This window comes from Streptococcus sp. 20925_1_69 (genome assembly GCF_041432365.1).
Lineage (GTDB): Bacteria > Bacillota > Bacilli > Lactobacillales > Streptococcaceae > Streptococcus.
On record NZ_JAPVZL010000009.1, the window covers coordinates 1 to 19,186 of the forward strand.

The 19,186-nt window shown below is 32.7% G+C and carries 21 protein-coding genes and 1 pseudogene; 8 read left to right on the plus strand and 14 right to left on the minus strand.

The genetic code is table 11. From position 1 onward, the window contains the following. Nucleotides 1-233 precede the first annotated feature (233 nt). The 3 genes from rpsD (at nt 234) to O3601_RS06910 (ending at nt 1,643) form a co-directional block, all read left to right on the plus strand. Nucleotides 234-845 carry a 30S ribosomal protein S4 gene (gene rpsD, locus O3601_RS06900; RefSeq protein ID WP_000092756.1) on the plus strand — a complete coding sequence of 204 codons (612 nt, stop codon included), beginning with the start codon at nt 234-236 and terminating at the stop codon, nt 843-845. A gap of 173 nt (nt 846-1,018) precedes the next feature. Continuing rightward, nucleotides 1,019-1,306 (plus strand): type II toxin-antitoxin system RelB/DinJ family antitoxin, encoded by a 288-nt coding sequence (locus O3601_RS06905; RefSeq protein ID WP_001101478.1) that lies wholly within the window; start codon nt 1,019-1,021, stop codon nt 1,304-1,306. Then, on the plus strand, nt 1,296-1,643 hold the full coding sequence (locus O3601_RS06910; RefSeq protein WP_371472012.1) for a type II toxin-antitoxin system RelE/ParE family toxin: 348 nt from the start codon (nt 1,296-1,298) through the stop codon (nt 1,641-1,643). The genes O3601_RS06905 and O3601_RS06910 overlap by 11 nt, the downstream gene beginning before the upstream one ends. 706 nt (nt 1,644-2,349) lie before the next feature. Here the strand turns inward: O3601_RS06910 and O3601_RS06915 are convergent. The 14 genes and pseudogenes from O3601_RS06915 to O3601_RS06980 all read right to left on the minus strand — a co-directional run bounded on the left by O3601_RS06915 (nt 2,350) and on the right by O3601_RS06980 (nt 15,558). Further along, complete coding sequence (locus O3601_RS06915; protein ID WP_371472014.1) at nt 2,350-3,615, minus strand: tyrosine-type recombinase/integrase; 1,266 nt, start codon at nt 3,613-3,615, stop codon at nt 2,350-2,352. Between the two features lie 90 nt (nt 3,616-3,705). Then, entirely contained in the window at nt 3,706-3,966 is a 261-nt protein-coding gene (locus O3601_RS06920) for a helix-turn-helix transcriptional regulator (protein ID WP_371472016.1), read from the minus strand. Further along, a pseudogene (locus tag O3601_RS06925) lies at nt 3,963-4,539 on the minus strand (replication protein). The gene O3601_RS06920 and the pseudogene O3601_RS06925 overlap by 4 nt, the downstream one beginning before the upstream one ends. 164 nt (nt 4,540-4,703) lie before the next feature. Continuing rightward, nucleotides 4,704-5,327, minus strand: a complete 624-nt coding sequence (locus O3601_RS06930; RefSeq protein WP_371472019.1) for a hypothetical protein — start codon at nt 5,325-5,327, stop codon at nt 4,704-4,706. Next, the gene (locus O3601_RS06935; protein ID WP_371472022.1) at nt 5,324-6,400 is read right to left on the minus strand and encodes a cell division protein FtsK; all 1,077 of its coding nucleotides are present in this window, start codon (nt 6,398-6,400) and stop codon (nt 5,324-5,326) included. Before O3601_RS06935 ends, O3601_RS06930 begins: the two co-directional genes overlap by 4 nt. Continuing rightward, the gene (locus O3601_RS06940) at nt 6,400-6,714 is read right to left on the minus strand and encodes a hypothetical protein (protein ID WP_371472023.1); all 315 of its coding nucleotides are present in this window, start codon (nt 6,712-6,714) and stop codon (nt 6,400-6,402) included. Before O3601_RS06940 ends, O3601_RS06935 begins: the two co-directional genes overlap by 1 nt. A gap of 286 nt (nt 6,715-7,000) precedes the next feature. Beyond that, nucleotides 7,001-7,615, minus strand: coding sequence for a hypothetical protein (locus O3601_RS06945; protein ID WP_371472025.1), 615 nt, complete (start codon nt 7,613-7,615; stop codon nt 7,001-7,003). Nucleotides 7,616-7,618: 3 nt separating this feature from the next. Beyond that, nucleotides 7,619-8,194 (minus strand): hypothetical protein, encoded by a 576-nt coding sequence (locus O3601_RS06950; protein ID WP_371472027.1) that lies wholly within the window; start codon nt 8,192-8,194, stop codon nt 7,619-7,621. 291 nt (nt 8,195-8,485) lie between these two features. Beyond that, nucleotides 8,486-9,568, minus strand: a complete 1,083-nt coding sequence (locus O3601_RS06955; protein WP_371472030.1) for a restriction endonuclease subunit S — start codon at nt 9,566-9,568, stop codon at nt 8,486-8,488. Between the two features lie 59 nt (nt 9,569-9,627). Then, nucleotides 9,628-11,682 carry an N-6 DNA methylase gene (locus tag O3601_RS06960; protein WP_371472033.1) on the minus strand — a complete coding sequence of 685 codons (2,055 nt, stop codon included), beginning with the start codon at nt 11,680-11,682 and terminating at the stop codon, nt 9,628-9,630. 318 nt (nt 11,683-12,000) lie between these two features. Then, nucleotides 12,001-12,570 carry a hypothetical protein gene (locus O3601_RS06965; protein WP_371472034.1) on the minus strand — a complete coding sequence of 190 codons (570 nt, stop codon included), beginning with the start codon at nt 12,568-12,570 and terminating at the stop codon, nt 12,001-12,003. Beyond that, nucleotides 12,557-13,849 carry an AAA family ATPase gene (locus O3601_RS06970; RefSeq protein WP_371472037.1) on the minus strand — a complete coding sequence of 431 codons (1,293 nt, stop codon included), beginning with the start codon at nt 13,847-13,849 and terminating at the stop codon, nt 12,557-12,559. The genes O3601_RS06965 and O3601_RS06970 overlap by 14 nt, the downstream gene beginning before the upstream one ends. A 266-nt stretch (nt 13,850-14,115) precedes the next feature. After that, nucleotides 14,116-14,676 (minus strand): hypothetical protein, encoded by a 561-nt coding sequence (locus O3601_RS06975; RefSeq protein ID WP_371472039.1) that lies wholly within the window; start codon nt 14,674-14,676, stop codon nt 14,116-14,118. A gap of 108 nt (nt 14,677-14,784) precedes the next feature. Then, complete coding sequence (locus tag O3601_RS06980; protein WP_371472042.1) at nt 14,785-15,558, minus strand: hypothetical protein; 774 nt, start codon at nt 15,556-15,558, stop codon at nt 14,785-14,787. A gap of 692 nt (nt 15,559-16,250) precedes the next feature. Here O3601_RS06980 and O3601_RS06985 point away from each other — a divergent pair. From O3601_RS06985 to O3601_RS07005, 5 genes are all read left to right on the plus strand, one after another. Beyond that, nucleotides 16,251-16,436 carry a hypothetical protein gene (locus O3601_RS06985; RefSeq protein WP_001096737.1) on the plus strand — a complete coding sequence of 62 codons (186 nt, stop codon included), beginning with the start codon at nt 16,251-16,253 and terminating at the stop codon, nt 16,434-16,436. Between the two features lie 286 nt (nt 16,437-16,722). Beyond that, on the plus strand, nt 16,723-17,040 hold the full coding sequence (locus O3601_RS06990; protein WP_000846753.1) for a hypothetical protein: 318 nt from the start codon (nt 16,723-16,725) through the stop codon (nt 17,038-17,040). A 62-nt stretch (nt 17,041-17,102) separates the two neighbouring features. Further along, nucleotides 17,103-17,324, plus strand: coding sequence for a hypothetical protein (locus O3601_RS06995; protein ID WP_120719248.1), 222 nt, complete (start codon nt 17,103-17,105; stop codon nt 17,322-17,324). Between the two features lie 215 nt (nt 17,325-17,539). Next, nucleotides 17,540-18,856 (plus strand): FtsK/SpoIIIE domain-containing protein, encoded by a 1,317-nt coding sequence (locus O3601_RS07000; RefSeq protein WP_120719249.1) that lies wholly within the window; start codon nt 17,540-17,542, stop codon nt 18,854-18,856. Next, nucleotides 18,849-18,986 carry a hypothetical protein gene (locus tag O3601_RS07005; protein WP_371472044.1) on the plus strand — a complete coding sequence of 46 codons (138 nt, stop codon included), beginning with the start codon at nt 18,849-18,851 and terminating at the stop codon, nt 18,984-18,986. The genes O3601_RS07000 and O3601_RS07005 overlap by 8 nt, the downstream gene beginning before the upstream one ends. Nucleotides 18,987-19,186: the final 200 nt, after the last annotated feature.

Here is a 19,186-nt window from a genome sequence, read left to right on the forward strand (position 1 = left end):
CTCCTTCTCAACCTCTCTGGCAGTGAAAATAAAGCTTAAAACCCCTTTACAAATCTAGCCATTCATGGTAAAATGGATTTTGTGTGAAATATCAGCAGGAAAGCATGAAGCTCGTCAACAGGTGTCTTATGACAAGTAACCTTGGCTGTTTAGGCGAAGGGCATCTGCACGAATCAGGGCTTTCTAAGTGACTATTTCCACCGAAATATTATTTATATCAGGAGGACATTCACATGTCACGTTATACAGGACCATCTTGGAAACAAGCTCGTCGCCTTGGCCTTTCACTTACAGGTACAGGTAAAGAATTGGCACGTCGTAACTACGTACCAGGACAACACGGACCAAACAACCGTTCTAAATTGTCAGAATACGGTTTGCAATTGGCTGAAAAACAAAAACTTCGTTTCACTTACGGTGTAGGTGAAAAACAATTCCGTAACTTGTTCGTACAAGCTACAAAAATCAAAGGCGGAATCCTAGGTTTCAACTTCATGCTTCTTTTGGAACGTCGTTTGGATAACGTTGTTTACCGTCTTGGTCTTGCGACTACTCGTCGTCAAGCTCGTCAATTCGTAAACCACGGTCACATCCTTGTTGACGGAAAACGCGTTGACATCCCATCATACCGCGTAACTCCAGGTCAAGTGATCTCAGTTCGTGAAAAATCATTGAAAGTTCCAGCAATCCTTGAAGCAGTAGAAGCTACTCTTGGACGTCCAGCATTCGTATCATTCGACGCTGAAAAATTGGAAGGTTCATTGACTCGCTTGCCAGAACGCGACGAAATCAACCCAGAAATCAACGAAGCACTTGTCGTTGAATTCTACAACAAGATGTTGTAATATTTTATTGAATAAGATAGGCTTTAGAGCCTTGATATTAAGCACTTTGGGGCGTTTTCCCTTAGTGCTTTTTTACATTTTACAATAGCTTTTAAGCATACAGCTATAAGTAGCTATACGTAACTAGACCTGTATAGTTTAAAGTGATATAATAGTCTAAAGGAGGTGCTACCATGAATGTTTTAGAAAAAAACACACAGGTAAACTTTAAGACTAACAGAGACTTGTTAGAGAAGGCTAAAGCTATTATCACAGCGCAAAATCTTGATATGACAGCCAGTTTTAACTTGTTTTTAGAACACATTGTAGAAAATAAAGCCTTGCCATTTGAAACCCAAGTAGATAAAGAAAGAGAAGAACTTCTATCAGGGTTGCGTGCTGAAATTGCCCGTAGCTTTGACGATTTAGAACATGGAAGAACTTACAGCCTTGATGAAGTGAGGGCTAACCTTGGAATTTAACGAGAACGCATATAGCCTTATTATCTCCGAAACGGTACAAGAACAGCTAAGAGGTATTAAAGATTATATCTCAGCTAACTACTTTTCAGAACAGGCAGGAGCAAACACAGTTAAGAATATTCTTCATGGTTTGGAACGTCTTGAAGTTTTCCCAGAAGCAGGATTTGATGCTGATGAAAGAGTAGGAGTTATTATATACCCACCCCACAAAACTCGATGCATCATTTTAGGCGATTACCTAGCCTTCTATCATATTTTAGAGGACAGAAAAGCTGTCTTTGTATCAGATATTATTCATAGCAAACAGGATTACATTCGCTTGTTCAAGAAAAAATAGCGCCTTAGGAAGGCGTTTTTGTTTGGGAATTACGTGATATTGATGATATAATATTTTGGCCCCCTCAATTTAAGGAAGGGAGGTGTTACATATGTTAGAAACTTTACTCACAGTGTTTCTAGCTCCGTTACTTATTAACGTGTTATCTGAGCTTTTCAAGTTATGGCTTAAGAAACGTAAGAAGTAATGGTTAACCCTTTTAGAGGGTAGCAAAAAACCCCATCGGTGGCACGGTGGGGCTTTTTTAGTTACATATGCTGTAACTTTACTCACATTGTAAGTTCATTCTAACACAACCCTTTCGATTTTTCAAGCTTTTGTTTTGATATTGCCACAGAGTGTGTTTGTGTCTTGAGTTCATTTTACTGAAATTAGAATCCGTGTTACCAATTTCCATTTTGCACATCATGTATAATACAGGTAAACAATGATGACATTGGTTAAGTAGAGTGCTAAAATTACCTGATTCAAATCAGCTTTACAAAAAAAGATTGTAGGATAAGTAGAGTCTGAATTGAAATATAAGATAATTAACAAAAAGAAAGAAACGCTTGGAACAGCGTTTTTCTTCTGTATTGATTCGTATTGAATACTTACTTAACTTCTGTAAAGGTTGTGAATGTTATTTTAGCACCCTTTAAACGCCGTGATATCAACGTTTTTAGTTTGTTCTGTAGAAAATGTAGTCATAAATGTAGTCATTTTGCTAAGCCGTCAATTTTGCAATTTCTTTGAGGTAGATTTCAACTGCTTCTGCCTTCTTTTTCGGTGCCAATTCAGCATAAGTGTCCATTGTCGTTTTGATCGACTTATGGCCCATTCTTATCTGGAGCTCTTTCCAGTTTGCACCAGCATTCAGCATCAAAGAAGCATGTGTATGACGGAAAAGGTGGAAACCATAGTTTGGTAGTCCCAACTCAGTCAAACGCTTTTTAAGCGTTGCACGTTCATTTCTGTCACACATATAGTTCCCGTAAATTGTCGGGAAAATTAGATCCACAGTTGGTAAATCATGACTCACAAAGTAATCACTCATCTCAGCATGAAAAGCTTTCAAGTCATCTAAGACATGTCTCGGGACTGCAACTCTTCTGTTGCCAGAATCAGTTTTGGCACTGTTCTTACAAACAATCTCACCCTTAATCCCAAGTTTCTTATTTCCAACTTTCCACATCAGCGTCTTGTTAACGATGATTTCATTGGAATCAAAATCGAGATCATAAATCGATAAAGCAAGAAGCTCATTAATTCGAAGCGCAGAAGCTAACAGCGTGTCGCAGATGACCTTAAATCTTCGATTTGCTCGAGTATCAGGAAGAGTATCAAGATAGTTCAGCCAAGTACCCAAATCCTCTCCGTGTAATACCATAATTCTCTCCTTTACCACCTTTGGTTTTGGAGGGATTTTTACTGTCCGAGCTGGATTATGAGAAAGTTCGAAATTCGTAATCCCATAATCGAAAATATCACTGAGTTTATAGATAACTGCACCGAAATCTTTTGCGTGTCCCTTTTTAGATTTTTTAACACCTGATTCAACAGATTTTTTAGATTGTTGGGCTAATTTATTAACCCAAATCTGAATGTCTGCAGATTTTATCTCTTCAGGTCTATATTCTCCAAACTTAGGGATGATATAGGTATCAAGATAGCTTCGAACCCGATTGATAGTATTCTGAGAAGTGACCCAAGTTACAAAACTGACAAACCAGGCTTCAGCTAACTCCTCGAAGTTATTAATCAACAAAGTCTCTTTTAAAGTTGAGCCCTTCGCTTCAAATTTAAGCCGAGCTTGAATGATTTTCCTATCAAGACTTTTTAGAGTTTTAGCAGTTATAGATGATGTAACTTTTTTACCAGTTTTAACATCTACACCAATATATACACCACGTTGCGTATAGCTAATAGTTCCATTACTCTTGATAGTTTTAATGACTTTTCGATTGTTGTGAATGATAGTTTCTTTCTGCATAATAGCCTTTCACGTTCGGATATATAAAAGGCTAAAATAACAACCTCACATTATTCTATGTGATATTACTATTTTAGCACATTTTTAGAATTAAGGAGTTAAATAGGTCAGCACATCCTCCATTCTATAGTAGACAGTTCGAGTTCCCTCAATCGGTGGTTCTAGGCGCTTAAGTCCTGTCTTCTCCCAAGATTTCAACGTGTTTGGTGAAATCTTAAGTATCGAAAGCAGCTCTTTCTGAGTAAGAATACTTACATGCTTTTGAGTATTTTCTTGTTTCTGCATCAACGCAAGCAAACAATTCAAAATCTGTTCAATTTGATTCAATTTAATGAGTTCATTATTCGTCATTTTTCACTCTCCTTTCCATGGCTAGAGTGCCTACGAGAATCTAGATATTTTGCGAAAAAGTACGTCTTATCAATAATTAGATTCAATAACGAAGGATTCTCAACTCGAGCATATCTAACAAGATTGTTAAACTCAGTAGTGTTCTTCGATAATATCAATCACAGTTAAAAGAAATTGTTCGTTATTGTTAGTGATTAGAAATTGTTCCAATTCAAAACCACAACCTGATTCAATCTCATCCATATCGTAAAGTGTTTTGTCAGGATTCTCTGCGTGTATGAAATAATCATACATCCCCTTTGGTGACATGACTACCTCTACATGAGAAGGTGTATGTAGTTTTTCAGTTAGTAACTCTGAAACCTGCGTATAGCTTTTAAGTGATTCGAAAAATAGGACTCCGTGCTTATGCGCTTTTTTAAATTCTCCAGTTTCTTTATTAACATCCTTATCATGCCAAGGGCTCAAGACAAATGGAATATGCATTTCTTCAAGGACGTCTAAATAATTTTCCGGCGCGCTTTCTTGATAAATCAGGAATGCCCACTTATTCGAACGTTTATCTTTAGCCATGACTACCTCCCGTCAAATAGCATTTTCAAATTGTTTGCAATGCATGTGATTATTGATTACTGATACACTGGGGGTCGTAGTAGCCCCAGTGTATCTGCCAATTAGATTTTATGATGAGGCAGTACTTTCGGTCTTCACTACGTGAACCGAGCACCGCCATTTTATTATCTTTTTGTAGACTTAAACCAAAGCTTATTACCTCTCCTATTTGGTGCAGAAAAATAATATTCTGGATTGCGACTAGAAATTTCTTCTTTGATGTAGGTTTCCATGTCTCTCAGAAGTTTCTGAGCCTGTTGAGTTTTCGGATACTTAATCACAATCGTTACAGAATCTTTTCTTACGTCAACAACACACTTAGATGTTGCTCTATTGAATTTCCTTAAAATAGGATTGAATCTTGTCACAGTAGAAGAGCGATCAATTGAAAATGCTAGTTGAGAATTCTCATCTTGTCTCAAAAACTGAATGAGGCGAAGCGTTTGATAAGCAGACCTAAAGTAGTTGTTAGGTGTGTCATAAAGAAATCGTAAAATTAACTCAATTGTGATTAATAGTACTGCGATTAATGACATTAGAATAGCTATGATTTTTGTATAGTACTCACCTTGACTTAACCAACTACTTATAGTCGCAACCAACTCTGATAAGTATGTGCTTTGAGCATTTCCCAATAAATCTTGCGTGAACCTAAAACATAGGCTCAATAAAAAGAAAAACAAACCATACGTAAGTAGTACTACTGTAATATTAAACGTTCTTTGAAAAAAACTCGTTTTGACAATCATAAAATACCTTTCTTAGTGTAATAAGTTGGACATAATAATAGTAAAACTTGATAGGGATGCTCATTATCAATGATTTGTATCAATCCGGTACCTTTTCCAACTGGTATGACAATCCCCTCTGGATCTAAATCTGGGAATAGAAATTGTGTTGTTTTCTTATTGATGTTCCCAATCTGAATCAGAACATTCAATTGCTCTCTGACAGAGACTGGAATTGTGTTATGATCAAAACGCTGACTAACTAATAAAAGATGCACTCTGGTCGCTCGCCCGAGAAGCGCAACCTGTGATAAGAGTGAAAAGAAAGACTCTTTTATCGTTTTATTGACACCTTCCGATAACGCTAGAACTTCGTCTATGATAATAGTTAAATGCTTAAATTCTTCCTCAGAATTTTCATAGAGAATCTCTTGCCTTTCTTGGATAAGATTCAAACATGAGCTTAGATTTTCATTTATCTCTGAAACAAAATCAGACTTTGAACGGTTACGCTTTGGATGAATGACAGAAATGCCATTTTCTCGCGCCCACCGTGAAGGGGTATCAAATTTTGGATCGACAATGATTAAATCCGAGAAATTTTTCAGCAAGCTTAAAAAGTACGTCAAAGCATAAGATTTTCCAGAGCCACTATTTCCTGCGATAGCTACAGAAGTTACTTTATTAAAATCCAAAGTTAGATTTTTCATAATTGGGATGTTGTTATTTTTTTGTTTTATCGTGAATTGAACCAAATCTGAAATTACAAGCCTTTCAGAAATCCCTTCTTTCCATGGGAAAAACAAACCTCGTTGTACATGTATATCATCCGTTTCCAGGGCAAGAAAGTAAGCAGAGTTCTGTTTGAGAACCGTGTATCTTGGAAATAGAGCTGCATTAGCGATTAGAAAAATCTTCTGATAAAGATCATCATCGATAATGTAACCAGATGGTAGTCTTGGTATAAACATAAAACCATCTTGCAGAATTTTAATGTCAAAACTATTAGTGTAGCTAGTCTCCCCTTGCATGATGCTCCCAAGCCCCATGTTCAGGGCTTGGAGCAAATATTGAGCAAGTTCTTTAATAGTCATTATTTGACCTCTTTGATACCATTTGCACGGAAATAGACATTGTAGCCGACTTCGCAGGCTTCTAATCCATCAAAGTCTACCATTGCTAGATACGATGGAAGTGCAACTTCAGATTCAAATTTCACCTGAAAAGGTGGTAACCCTTTCTGAGAAAACCATGCCTTGTGCCCAATAATCTCGCCTGTTGGTTGCCCATCTTCAAATTTGATTTGCGCCTCAAATTCAGTGCTCAAACAATGAATTGCTTGTTTTTGATCGACATATTGTTTTGCAGTATTAGCTGAGTAGCCATTCTTACGATTTTTTGTTTTCATGTAATGTACCTCTTTTAAATTTCTATAAAATCGTTGTCAAATATGAGCTCATTCATTCGACAAGACTATTGTAACTCAATTACTTTTTAATAAAATTATGATATTCGTGAAAAAAAGTCGTTCGTTCTAATGAACTTCATAACGAAATAATTTATATTGACTAAAGTATAATTTTAACTAATATCATGCACAATTTAAATGAAAGCCAATATTATATAAAAAGAGAGGCTCACCTCTCTTTTTATTATTAAGTAATAAAAAATTTTATCTTTCTTACTCTATAGCATTAGATAATATTCATTTTTGAATCTTCAGGAACTAATTCCAAATACATTCTCTGCTTCATAATACAATCTATAATCTGCAAATCAATATCTTGAACTCTGCTTTTTCCCAAAAATTCCATAGCATTTTTATCATACTTCCAGTTATAAACTTTAGTATCATATCCCCTATTTCTTACTTCTATAAGAAAATACAATAAATCACTGTACGGAACTTGATGTTCGGCTACTATCCTGTTTTTATAATCGACGCTATTATTACTTCCTTTTTCTATAATATCTACTCTAACTTTTGAATCCTCTTTAATTGCTGAGTAATCCTTTAGAATACTATTCCTTATTCTAAGCAAACACTTAACCTCTATCCCGTAAGAAAACAAGGTGCTATTCTCAAGCCTACTTTTAATATTTGGAACAATAATAGCTGCTACATCTTCATTAAGCCAGTCCGAAACTCTATTATTAAGTTCATGAAATTTGATTGGCTTTTTATCTGATCCCATTGGGACTGTCACCAAAAAGTTGATAATTTTTTCAGTAAATGAACGCAATAGCTCTTCTTTTCCAAAGGCCCATAAAAATCTAAATAATTCATTTCTTCTTAAAGATATTCTCATTAATTACTTTTTATGTCGCTTCTTCTCTATTTTAATACTCTCAAAATGATATGTACTAAAATGGCATTCACCATTAGAATCGTAATCATAATAAAACATCATTGGAAAAGTTTTCTCACAAAAGTTTTCTCTATTCACACAAAATTCTCCGGATAAAGAAAATAATTCAAGCATACTTTGCTGAAGTCTTTTGTCACATCTTTCATATGGACAAAGTTCAAATTGTGGATTTTTCTCCTCAATTATGTCTAAATCATGTACTAAAGCTATATTACACGCATCATAAAAAAGTGAATGCACAAGGTTAACCAACTTTACCTTGCCTCCAAAGAACAAATCCATTTTTGAACATTTTAGATTTTCTTCACACGATTGAACAAATCCTTCAGTAATTAAACTTGATGCTATTTCTTTCCCTTTTTGTTTCCTATGTTCAACAATTCTATCGTTTTGTTCAATTCTTTTTAAGTCACCATTATTGCCTGGGAAGGTACTTCTCTTATATATTGAACGTTCTAAATAATAAGAAAAATTTTCTGATACTTCTTTTGCTAATATTCCCTCAACATTTAATTTCAAATTATTCCTATTTCCTTTCAAAAATTGATATATTTTTTTATTTATGTTCTCTATTCTATTTTAAACCACCGAATACGAAATGTAAAACTATGATAGGCAAAAACGGACATAGGGTCTTTTTGTCAGGATACAACAAGCTCTTTTCCACTTTCTAAAATAACATATATAACTCTATAATCTTCCAAGTTTATTAGATTTCTGATTCTGCATTCTAGATAATTGTCATCACACAAAAAAAGCATTTCGTAAAATTTACGAAATGCTAAGACGATATTGCGTCTAAATTTACTCCTAAATTGTATTGTGTCCTGCCACAACCTCTTTAGTAGCTTCAATTCTTTCATCTGCATATCTAACGACATCTTTTATAGCCAACTTTATAATAGCTTTTGTGAAAATTTCCATATAATCAATATCTGGTTTTCCATTTTTGACAGGCAATGCCATTTTTATATGCTTGCTTTGAGAACTTCTGAGTTTCTTCCCATAATCATATTTGCCTAAAACAGAGGTTCTCATGGATGTTGTAATAAAAAGCATAGAATCTTTATTAAAAATATTGTTTTCATTCCAATAAACACCTGTATCATCACCAGCTCCAAAATCATAAGGTCTATAAAAAGCATTACCAAAAATATCAAGTGTTATTGAATTTTTAGGGAACATTACTACTGGATTAGATACATAGTTTACGATTCCTGTGTTAGTTACTCCTGACATTACAAATGGGATATTGCCATCAATTTGATCAGATTTTTTCAAACGTCTACCTTGAGCTATCTTCTCAAAAATTTCTTGATATTCAAATTCTTTGACTTCTACATTTTCATAATCTTGAAGAGCTTTTAGCTCTTCAGCGGACAATTTATAATTGTCCAATCCGCTTACTTTGAAGTAAGCGGATAGCTCCGCTATACGCTCTGCCTCTAGCTCCGCTATACGCTCTGCCTCTAGCTCCGCTATAAAGGACTCCATAAATTCAAAGTCTATCTGATTGTTACATGTTGGGAGTAGGATAATCTCCTCTTTCAACGAAGATAAAGTAGGATAACTAGAATACCCACTATATTTCGATAACGCTCTATTGATTGCTACAATCAACCATTGATTAAACAATTTTTTAATGTTCGGTTCCAGTATAAACATATTCTGACTAGAATACCATTCTTTTTGTCTTAACTGTGCATGAATAGCTCCTATCTGACTTATGGAAATGCAGTGAGCTTTATTTGGTTTTGAATCTAATTTTTTTACATATCCTTGAAGTCCATAATCGGTTTGTGTTCGACCAATAAATTCATAAGTATCTGTTGACTTTTGAACAAAATTCATCTTTCCTGCATCATATCCACGAGAGGTTGAAATAGCAAACAAGTCATCTAATCTATATTCGCCCCACTCAACATTTGCTAATTTTTGATTGAGTGAGGCATCTATTTTCCCAGCATTTCATCTTCAGTAGATTGATTTTGTAAAAGATTGGAAACTTCCCAAGCTAGATAATTACTAATGGTTTTCTTGAAATCATTCAGTGTCGGCTTCAAGTCAATAGGTGCGGTTTGATTCCAGTCATCACCTTTTGATACATCAATATTACCTTCATAGTATTCTGATTCTGTTAGATAATGTAGCTTACTTTTACCATATTTCACCAAATCTACCACTTCTTGATACTTTTCTTTAGCATGGTCTGTATCTCTAAGATTATTACTAGATTTCTTACGATTGCTTCTGGTATAACCATCATTTGTAAAATCAATAAATTTTACCGTATAGTCATTTTCGTGTGCTTCGCCCACTCGAAAAACATAGATATAGGTCTGAACGCTAGATTTCCCTACAAACAAGTCTATAGGCATTTTGATACTTGCTAACAAACGATTAGATTTCAATATTTCCTTGTTAATTTCAGAAGCCTTACCACTACCAGCTGACCCCTGAATGATGATAGATGCATAGCCTTTATCCATCATAGAAAGTGCACGTTTAACAAAAATCATACCATTGCCATCTGCTGAATATGGAGGATTAAGGACAAATGCTGTCGCTGGAAATCTCTCGTCAGTCTTGCCATAGCCATACTTACCATTAAATTGTGTTAGAGAGTCTTCGTTGATGATGTTCGATGAACCATCCCCCATCATAATCATATTTAGAACAGCAAGCATATAAACAGATGATAGAATTTCTAAACCTAAGAGTTGATTAGCTTTAATTTCAGCCTCTTTTTTGTATAGTTCATCAGGAGAAGTAATTTTAGCTTTGGCGTCATTAAGCATTTCATTCATAGCTGATACCAGAAGTCCAGCAGAACCAGTTGCAAAATCCCAAACATAAGAGTCTTTATCAACACGAGCTAATTTTACTAATAAAGTAGCTACGTATGATGGAGTTAGAACAACATCATTTAACTTATCTTGTGTAAAACCTAACCATGAATACATCTCATTGAAAAGTTTTCCAGTAAAGTCAGTATTCAAACCAATCTTGTAGTAAATCCCCAAATCGTCAACAATCTTGCTGAATACTCGTTTTAATTGACTTTCACCATTTACTGGGTTGTTAATATTATCTGTAGTCAGTGTATTTTTCAGCGTGCGAATGATTAGTTCTTTTTTGGCTTTTGGAATTTTTTTCTCTTTCAAGAAAGAGTTAACTTTTCGAATAACAATATCACCATCTCTATTATCTTCCTCAGTTGATGATTTTAAATCTTCCTTATCTAATGGTTTTACTTTACCTGGTACACCTAGAGTAGCAATAATAGAAGCAGCTACTAGATATACACGATCATTTTCTCCCAAGCCCTTTTCATTTTGATAAATGTCATTGTTAAGCTTGGTCAAACTTGCATCAATTTCTTTTTCACGTTGCTCTTTTAATTTTTCAGCTTCCTCAGCAGTCAACTCCAAAGCTTTTACTTTCTCAATAAAGGCATCAAAGTTCCCAGATTTCAAAAAAGAGAGGTCAGTATAATCATCTACTTTTTGACCAATACCAAAGTTATCTTTTGAAACATAGTAGACACCGATTTGAGTTTGAAGTTTACCGTGCTCATCTTTATATCCAGTAACTCCTATAGAAATAATATTGGTATAGCTTGTATAATGTAATAATGCATTTGCATAGTGTACTGCTCCGTTTACAGCAAAAGAATTGATATTTGAATAATTTGGTTCATTCTTACTCTTTCGATTATCTACCTGACCATCGCTATCAAGCTTCTCTAATTTATCTTTATAACCTTTATACTCAATTAAAATCGGCCAATAATCTGTGTGCTTATCTTGTAGTAATAATTTCGCATCTGGACGATTCCCACCTTTTCCACCACTCTTTGAAGCATATTCCAATAGAGCCTTATCGATTTCTGAATTTAATGTTTCTTGTTCTAATTTATAATCTAAACCATAAGATTTCAACCAACCATTGACTAAATCAGCCACCATAGGCTCAACTGATTGAATTTTTGCTTTCCCTTTTGCCATCTATGCGAACTCCTATCGTATTTTTAAAGCATATATTTTTTCTATTATATCATGTTTAAGCACTAAAAGGAAAAAGACACTAGCAATATACTAATGTCTTAAATTTATAAATACTAGATATAAGTAGATATTTAAACCGAATATTCTCTTAAAATATTAAATTGGAGAAAGTTTTTATTAGGGTTTGCTATGTAAATTTTATGTGTCTATTAAAAACTAGTTTTATCGATAAGTCCTCCATATTCAATCGTAATTTTACTACGGTTGATAAAAAAGAAATAATATCAATCTTAAAATTCTAAATAAATTAATTTAATTCTACTGTAATTCCCATATTTTCAAAAAACGATTTTCAAATTGACTTTCATTCAATGTATAGACATCTTTAAAAATATAGTCTTTAAAATATCCTAATCCAAATTGAATAAATTCTTTTTTAGCTTTTTTAGCTAAACTTTTTCCAAACTGATTTCGGCTATTAGATTGAGAAATACTTTGATCCGTTCCTGGTATGTTCGAATTTTTTTCCTGGTTATAAACAAGGATATAATTTAAGTTGTTCTTAATTTGTTTAATATCTCGTATGTCATAATGCATATAGATTAATATCGAATCAAAATTTTTCCAAAACAAATTATAAATAGTTTTTTGATCTATTATACCATTTTTAAATTCAATCATATAGATTTCATTTTCATTATAAAGGAATAATGCATCATTAGAGCAAAACATTCTTTCAGTAACATTGTCTATTTTTTGAAAAAATTCGTCTTTAAGATTATCAAAATTTATAACCTCTAAAGTAGACTGCGTCATATATTCTTTATTTTGCCGATCAAAAGATGTTTCCTTTAGAGTTGTTTTCTTAAAATCATTAATACAAATCACTTGTCAAGTCCTCTATAGTCTGGAATGGCTTATTTAATACACTATAAATAATTTCCAAATTCTTCCCTATATTTTCTACAGTAATCTTTCCTTGTTTTCTTTGGGTATAATAATAATTTGTCTTTTCTGAAATTCCATATTTTGTACTAAACACTTCTAAAGCATATAAAAAATATGGGCTATGAGTAGTTAATACGATATGCATACCATATTCTTTCTGTATTAATACAATTAATTCTGCTAATTTAATTTGCCATTCTGGATGAAGATGGATTTCCGGCTCATCAAAAATAATAGTTCCATTATCTTTTAATGTTTTATTTAAAATTAATTCTTTCAATAATATAAACGTTTTTAAACCATCAGAAATGTTTGAGAATGATAAGGCTTTTTCCGCTCCATCTGTTTCTGATTCTCTATATCTGATTCCGGATATACCATCAAATATGATATATCCTTTTGCTATATCGTTAATGATTGAAAAAATTTTTTTTAATCGATTTTCTTTCAAAATTTCTGAAGTAATATTATTGTCATAAAAATTAAAAAAACTATCAATTAAAGCAGTACGATGCCCTTTTTCAAATAACCTTTTATGTGAAACATTCATGACATTATCAAGAGGATACAAATTGTCGACATAAACAGCTTGTAATTCTAGTGATAGATTATTCGTAATCTCAGTAACATGGTTTAATTGAATTTTATAGCTTGTAGTATAATCTTTTATCTCTAGTATAATTTCAGCAATGCTAGTATCATCATGAATATTATTAATTGTTCCATTAAATTCTGATTGAAACATTTTCGTAGCTATTTTTTTCTTTATTTCATCATTATTTATTCTAAGATAGGGTTCAATATTAAAAACCTCTTTATTTAAATTATCTATTGGTATAGTTAATTTTCTTTTTATAATTTCTTTACTTAAATAAGTTCTAATAAAATTATTTATATCATTGATTTCAGCTGCTAAAGAAAGACGTTTTATTTCCTCGACAAAAGACCCATTATCAATTATTTTTGATATAAAATATCTCTCTCTATAATCATCTCCATCTGCATTAGAAATAAGTTCTTCCTTCAAATCAGTTAAAAATGAGTTGATTTTATCCGTGAAGACATGTTCAGACAAACTGTTTAATGAATTAAATGCCGCATAGAGACACTTATTTATTGTACTTTTTCCAGTATTATTCTCACCAGCTATAATTGTTAGTCCATCTATTTTTAAAGCTATATTTTCTAACTCAGCAACATTATTAATTTTTAATCTCATTTCAATTCCTTTTATTCATTTAATTACAACGAAAAATTTAAGTTATATTTTAATCATTGTTAGAGCATCTATAAATTAATTTATCAAATTTAGATGAAATCATAAATTCTAACATTTTTTAAAGACACTGACAATATTCTCTACTATTATATCAAAAGTGAAATAAACTTTCATGTTTTACGTAAAAAAATATAAAGTCCCATGGCAATACTACTCTTTAAAACTTGAGAAAAATATCTAATCTAATCTAATTAATTATGAGAGTTTTAAATTTCTACTTCTGCGATAGGTTTGCGATAGCTAGGCTCTTGAACATAGTGACAATAAAGTTTCCCTAGATCAAGTATAGGTTTGAACTCTTCAAAGTTACTTGCTAGTAAATAGCAAGGTTTATAAATACAACTAAATGTGATAGCTACTTCCTCTCTTAAATCTTCTATAAGCATTTCCAATGTTTCATACTCATAGATACATACTATCTCTCCTTTACCCTCAAATAAGGCTTTGACCAAAATAGATGTTCCGTTACCGTAAAAGACAGTATTAGAGGCCACACTCTCGTAGTCTTTCATTTCCAGACGATAATATCGATCTGCTCTGGTATCTCCGATAGATACCTCTTTAGGAACCGTGTAGAAATACTTCTCTTGTTCAACTGCCAACGTAAACCTTTTTCGGACTTCTATCTGTTTGAGATACTCGTCAATTCCGCTTCCTAAAGCCAACCCCTTTTGCAAAGTTTCAGCCTTATTGGTTGTCATGTTTGCATCAAGCCATTGTCCTAAAAATCTATGAACATATACCATACTTTCTTCTCTCTTTCTCATCGGTTTATATCTACATTGTAACGGATATTTTTTTAAAAAGCAAAAAAATGGAAAGTAACATAAAATTTTGGTATCTCATAAACTTTAAATTTTAATATGGCAAAAAACCTAAATACGCTTCACCTTGAGTAATTTTGAAAAACTCAAGTATCCATTAAAATATTCTTGTTTTTTCTTCATAGTTGAAACAAAGGCTAACTTTATAGGAACTGCATTGGCTCTTGAATGTTTAAAACTTAATTCTTCTGATTGTGGGATAAATCTTAATTCATCCTTCAAATATCTACAAACTCTTTCAGGAATTACTAAATTACAGATATACTTCGCATGATCATTGTTTTGAAACATTCGTAAGTAGTACTTCTTATCAGTCTTTCCTATAAACACCTTACATTCTCCATAGTACATAGTCAGGTGGGCAGATTCTTCTAATTCATTTAGGAGGAGGGATCTGCGAGGTAAATATTTTCTGATCCCATCCTTATTTTCTAAAACAAATTTTACATCAGAAATTTCGTTCTTATCTTGTGGAGCGTTGGCGTTTCCTAACAGCTGTTCTCTAGTGACCTTTTCTTCCAAAATACGATTTAAAAGTTGCTCAGCTAAGTCTGCATCAATTTTCTCATAGTATTCTTTCAGTTCTATTTTCGAAGCATATTCACATCCGTCAGCATGAGGTGATTTAGGATGGCTCGACAAATAGATTTTCCCTTTTTTCTCGTTTATCACTAAATCCACTTTGTGACAACCAGGACAAAATAATTGGTTTTCATACTTAAGTTTTGTCCCAGCTTTATCCTTTTGATATTCCTTTTGTAGCTCATGAAGTTCTAGTCTCTCATGATCGTAAATACAGTATTGAAATTTATTTTTTGTAAACATAATAATCCTTTCTAGTTATCAACAATTAAATCTTGTTCTAAAAAATCTGAAATGTGTAGTTATCTAAAACCAACATCTAATTTTCTTAAACAACATAAAAACGCTCTAGACAATATGACTAGAGCGTTTTCTATATATCCGAACATCTAATTTATTTCACAAAAAATGTAGTCATTCGGTTGATTTTTATTGCAATACATTGAAATTTGAAATTTCAAGAATCGTCTTAAATCAAGGTTTTTTCGTTTCTACTGAAACGTAATGACCCACTATTTAACCTCTGTAAAGAAGATGTTGTTTTAAAGGTATGTAATGATATTTGAAAACCTTGATTTGATAGTCTTTCTACCTGGAATAAAATAAATGGTGATTAGAGAAATATGAATTTAATGAAATTTAATCAGTTAGGAATCAGTTGTGATAAAATAATATTCTTGGAAATCAGAATGTAGAATTTATTAGTATTGCCTTATCATAGGTTAGATATTTTCTTAATTAGACGAGGGTGTTACAGTTTCAATTTATGGTGTACATTGGTTGTAGAGGCATTAAACAAAATTACTCGTTATGATAGTTCATTAAAGGTATTATTTTATTTATATCAGATGTACAAAGTGTGTAGAGGAGTTTTTAGATAAGAATTACTTGAAAAGTATGTGTTTTTATGATATATATTATGTAGGAGGAATGTTATGGCGAAATTAACAAATTTTTATTTGAATAAACAGAATGAAATTAATTTACCAAGACTAGCTAAATTTTTTAAAGAAAAAAATATGCTTGAAAGAGAGAATAAGACTTGGGTGATTAATTTAGCGATAAAGGAACTTTTTGAAAGTCTAGAATCTGAGATTATAGATTTTGAAAATAATAATTAATTGACGCACTTCGCGTCTTTTTTTTGTAGCAAAACAGATATTTCTAATGTATCCGATATGTAACCTATATGTAATAAACATGTAATGTTTAAGTATTGATTTTTTTTCGCCTGCGTGATACTATATAAACATGATACATGTTAGAAATATATTAGATACATGTAAAAATATAATTTTAAAAATGAGGTTATGAATATGAGTAACAGTCGAGCTTCTCCATGCAAGATATAATTTCAAAAATAAGCTATATTTAATTTTAAAATTTTAATTTAAGGAGAAAGAAAATATGAAAACATTTAAAGAACTGGTTGATATTGAGGGAATGGTCTTTCCTAATTCTCATGGGGTGAAACGTGTACAGAGGTTTAATCCAGACGAGTCACCATGCTTTCTTTTAGACGATGAATCTAGGGAGTTACTTATGAGAAAATTACCATTTGATAAAATTAATGAACCAACTTTGAAAAAATTTGCTGAGAATATTATTGTATTAAATCGTCAAAAGCATCGTGTATCTGATAAATCTAGAATGGTATTGATGAATGAGGCTAACTACAGCTATAGTGGTGAATCATTCTATACTACTATTGTCGAATATTATTAACTTTGGTAGGAGAGGTTTTCTCTCCTCCGTTATTATACTTATAAACAAGGAGAACAAAAAATATGTTTAAAAATTTTTGTCAAAATGCTTTTATAAGCCTATATTTCATAGTGTCAACGCTAGGAGGCTTTTCTGCGCATCTAGATTTCCGTTCATTCTCCCCTTATCAATCAGTCAAAATAGCTTTATGCTTGGGGGTTACATTAATTTTATTGCAACTTCCAATGATGTTTGCTAAATTATTAGAGGTTTTGGAAATCAAAAAAGGTGAGACGAATGAATGATATCAGACGAATGAGATTATCTTTTTGCGTTTTTATAATTCTAATGGGGCTTTCGGTTTTTATCTTCCATCCTATTGGCGAAGGGATTTCTTTAATGTGTACTATTATAGCCACCCCATTTTTATTTACATTTGCCTTTTATTTCTTAAAAATCAAGCTAAGAAATTTATATATTACCATCAAGGATTTTATAGAAAAATTTAGATAGGTATAATATGTTAAAAATTAAACAAACAGCCTCTTTGTCAGAAAATTATATTATTACTAGTTCGACATTAAGGAACATCAAATGGTTTACTATAGTATTTTTGAGTATAATATCCCTCCTTTCTAGTACTATGTTTTTCAAATTGTTGTTTATTCAGTTAGTAATATTATTTATTGGTTTAATTACGACTTATCATATCGGAAATAAAATTAAAGAATGGACTCAGCGTGTTGAACCGCTATTAATCATTAGAGAAAACCTTCTATTTATGATTCGTAGAAATTCCTTTCTTTTTACAGCAACAAAAGATGGCGCTATTCTTCGTTCAGCTAAATTTAATTACCAATTGAATGATGTTTCAATTGTAGTCCTAGCATTGAAATCTGGTGATGAATTCACGAAAGAGATGGACAATTTAGACGTTCTCCTAAGTAGTGCTCTAGGAATAAGCCTATCGTCTAAAGAAATTTATGCTACTTATGTTGAATATGTCTTTGTGTATAGACCGCCCGAACGCCATCATATTAGTTCCCTCCCTCTTGAGGATAATAGTCTGAAAATAAAAATTTATGATGAATTCGTAATAGATGTAAGAAAAAATTATAATTTATTAATCTCAGGTTCCAGTGGTTCGGGTAAGAGTTACAGCACATATTTTATAGTGTCGAGATTTATTTCTCAGACCGTAAATGGGAAACATGCAAAAATATATGTGATTGACCCAAAAATGTCAGATATTTATAAATTATGCCAGCGTTCTAAGATGCCGATAGCCCATTATGGAACGAGTAATGAGGATGCCTTTAGAATTCTGCGTCACTATATCAAGGAGCTAGATAGACGTATGCTAATCTATAATCAAAGTGACTTGTTTGATAGTGTTGGTATAGATTTAGGCTTTCCTCCTTTACTGCTGATAATAGAAGAATATAGTTCTTTGGTTGCATCAATGGACGGTAAGGCTAAAAAGGATTTTGAAAATATGGTTGCCATCGTTGCTCAAAAAGCAAGGTCTTTATCTATGGGGGTCTGCATTGTTATGCAACAACCCCGTTCCGATAGCCTTTCGACCAACATTCGAGAGCAATTGGCCCATGCTATATTCCTTGGAATGCCTACTCGCGAATCTAGTCAGATGATGTTCGGCACAACAGATGTGCCCAATGTCAAGAAGGATAAAGGAGTTGGGCTTTACTCTACAGAGAGAGAGCCTCCCAAGGAATTTCAAGCCCCAATTTTTGACAGAGATGTATTTGAGACAATACTCCCAGTTTGGGAATGTGCTGCTAAAGATTATATGAAGGATGAAGATGAGGATGTATGAGATAGAAATACTTGTGAAGCTAGGAGATGGAAATGTAATGAAGGATTATGAATCTGATACCAATCCATATAAGGCGTTGCTAAAAGCAATGAATATGGCTCATATGTTTATTGTTGATGAGCTGGAATAAAAGGATATTTAATAATATGATTTTAAAACATATCTGTGAAGTATGCGGAAAAATAGAGGTATTAATGAGGATAAACAATGAACCATTGAGTATATTGCCAAACTCAGACGACGGTCTTTCGAACTAGCAAAATAGGGACGATTGCCCAGGAGGGGCAGAATCGAGCGGAGCGTTCTTCTTTTTGCTAGGAGAAAGAGCCA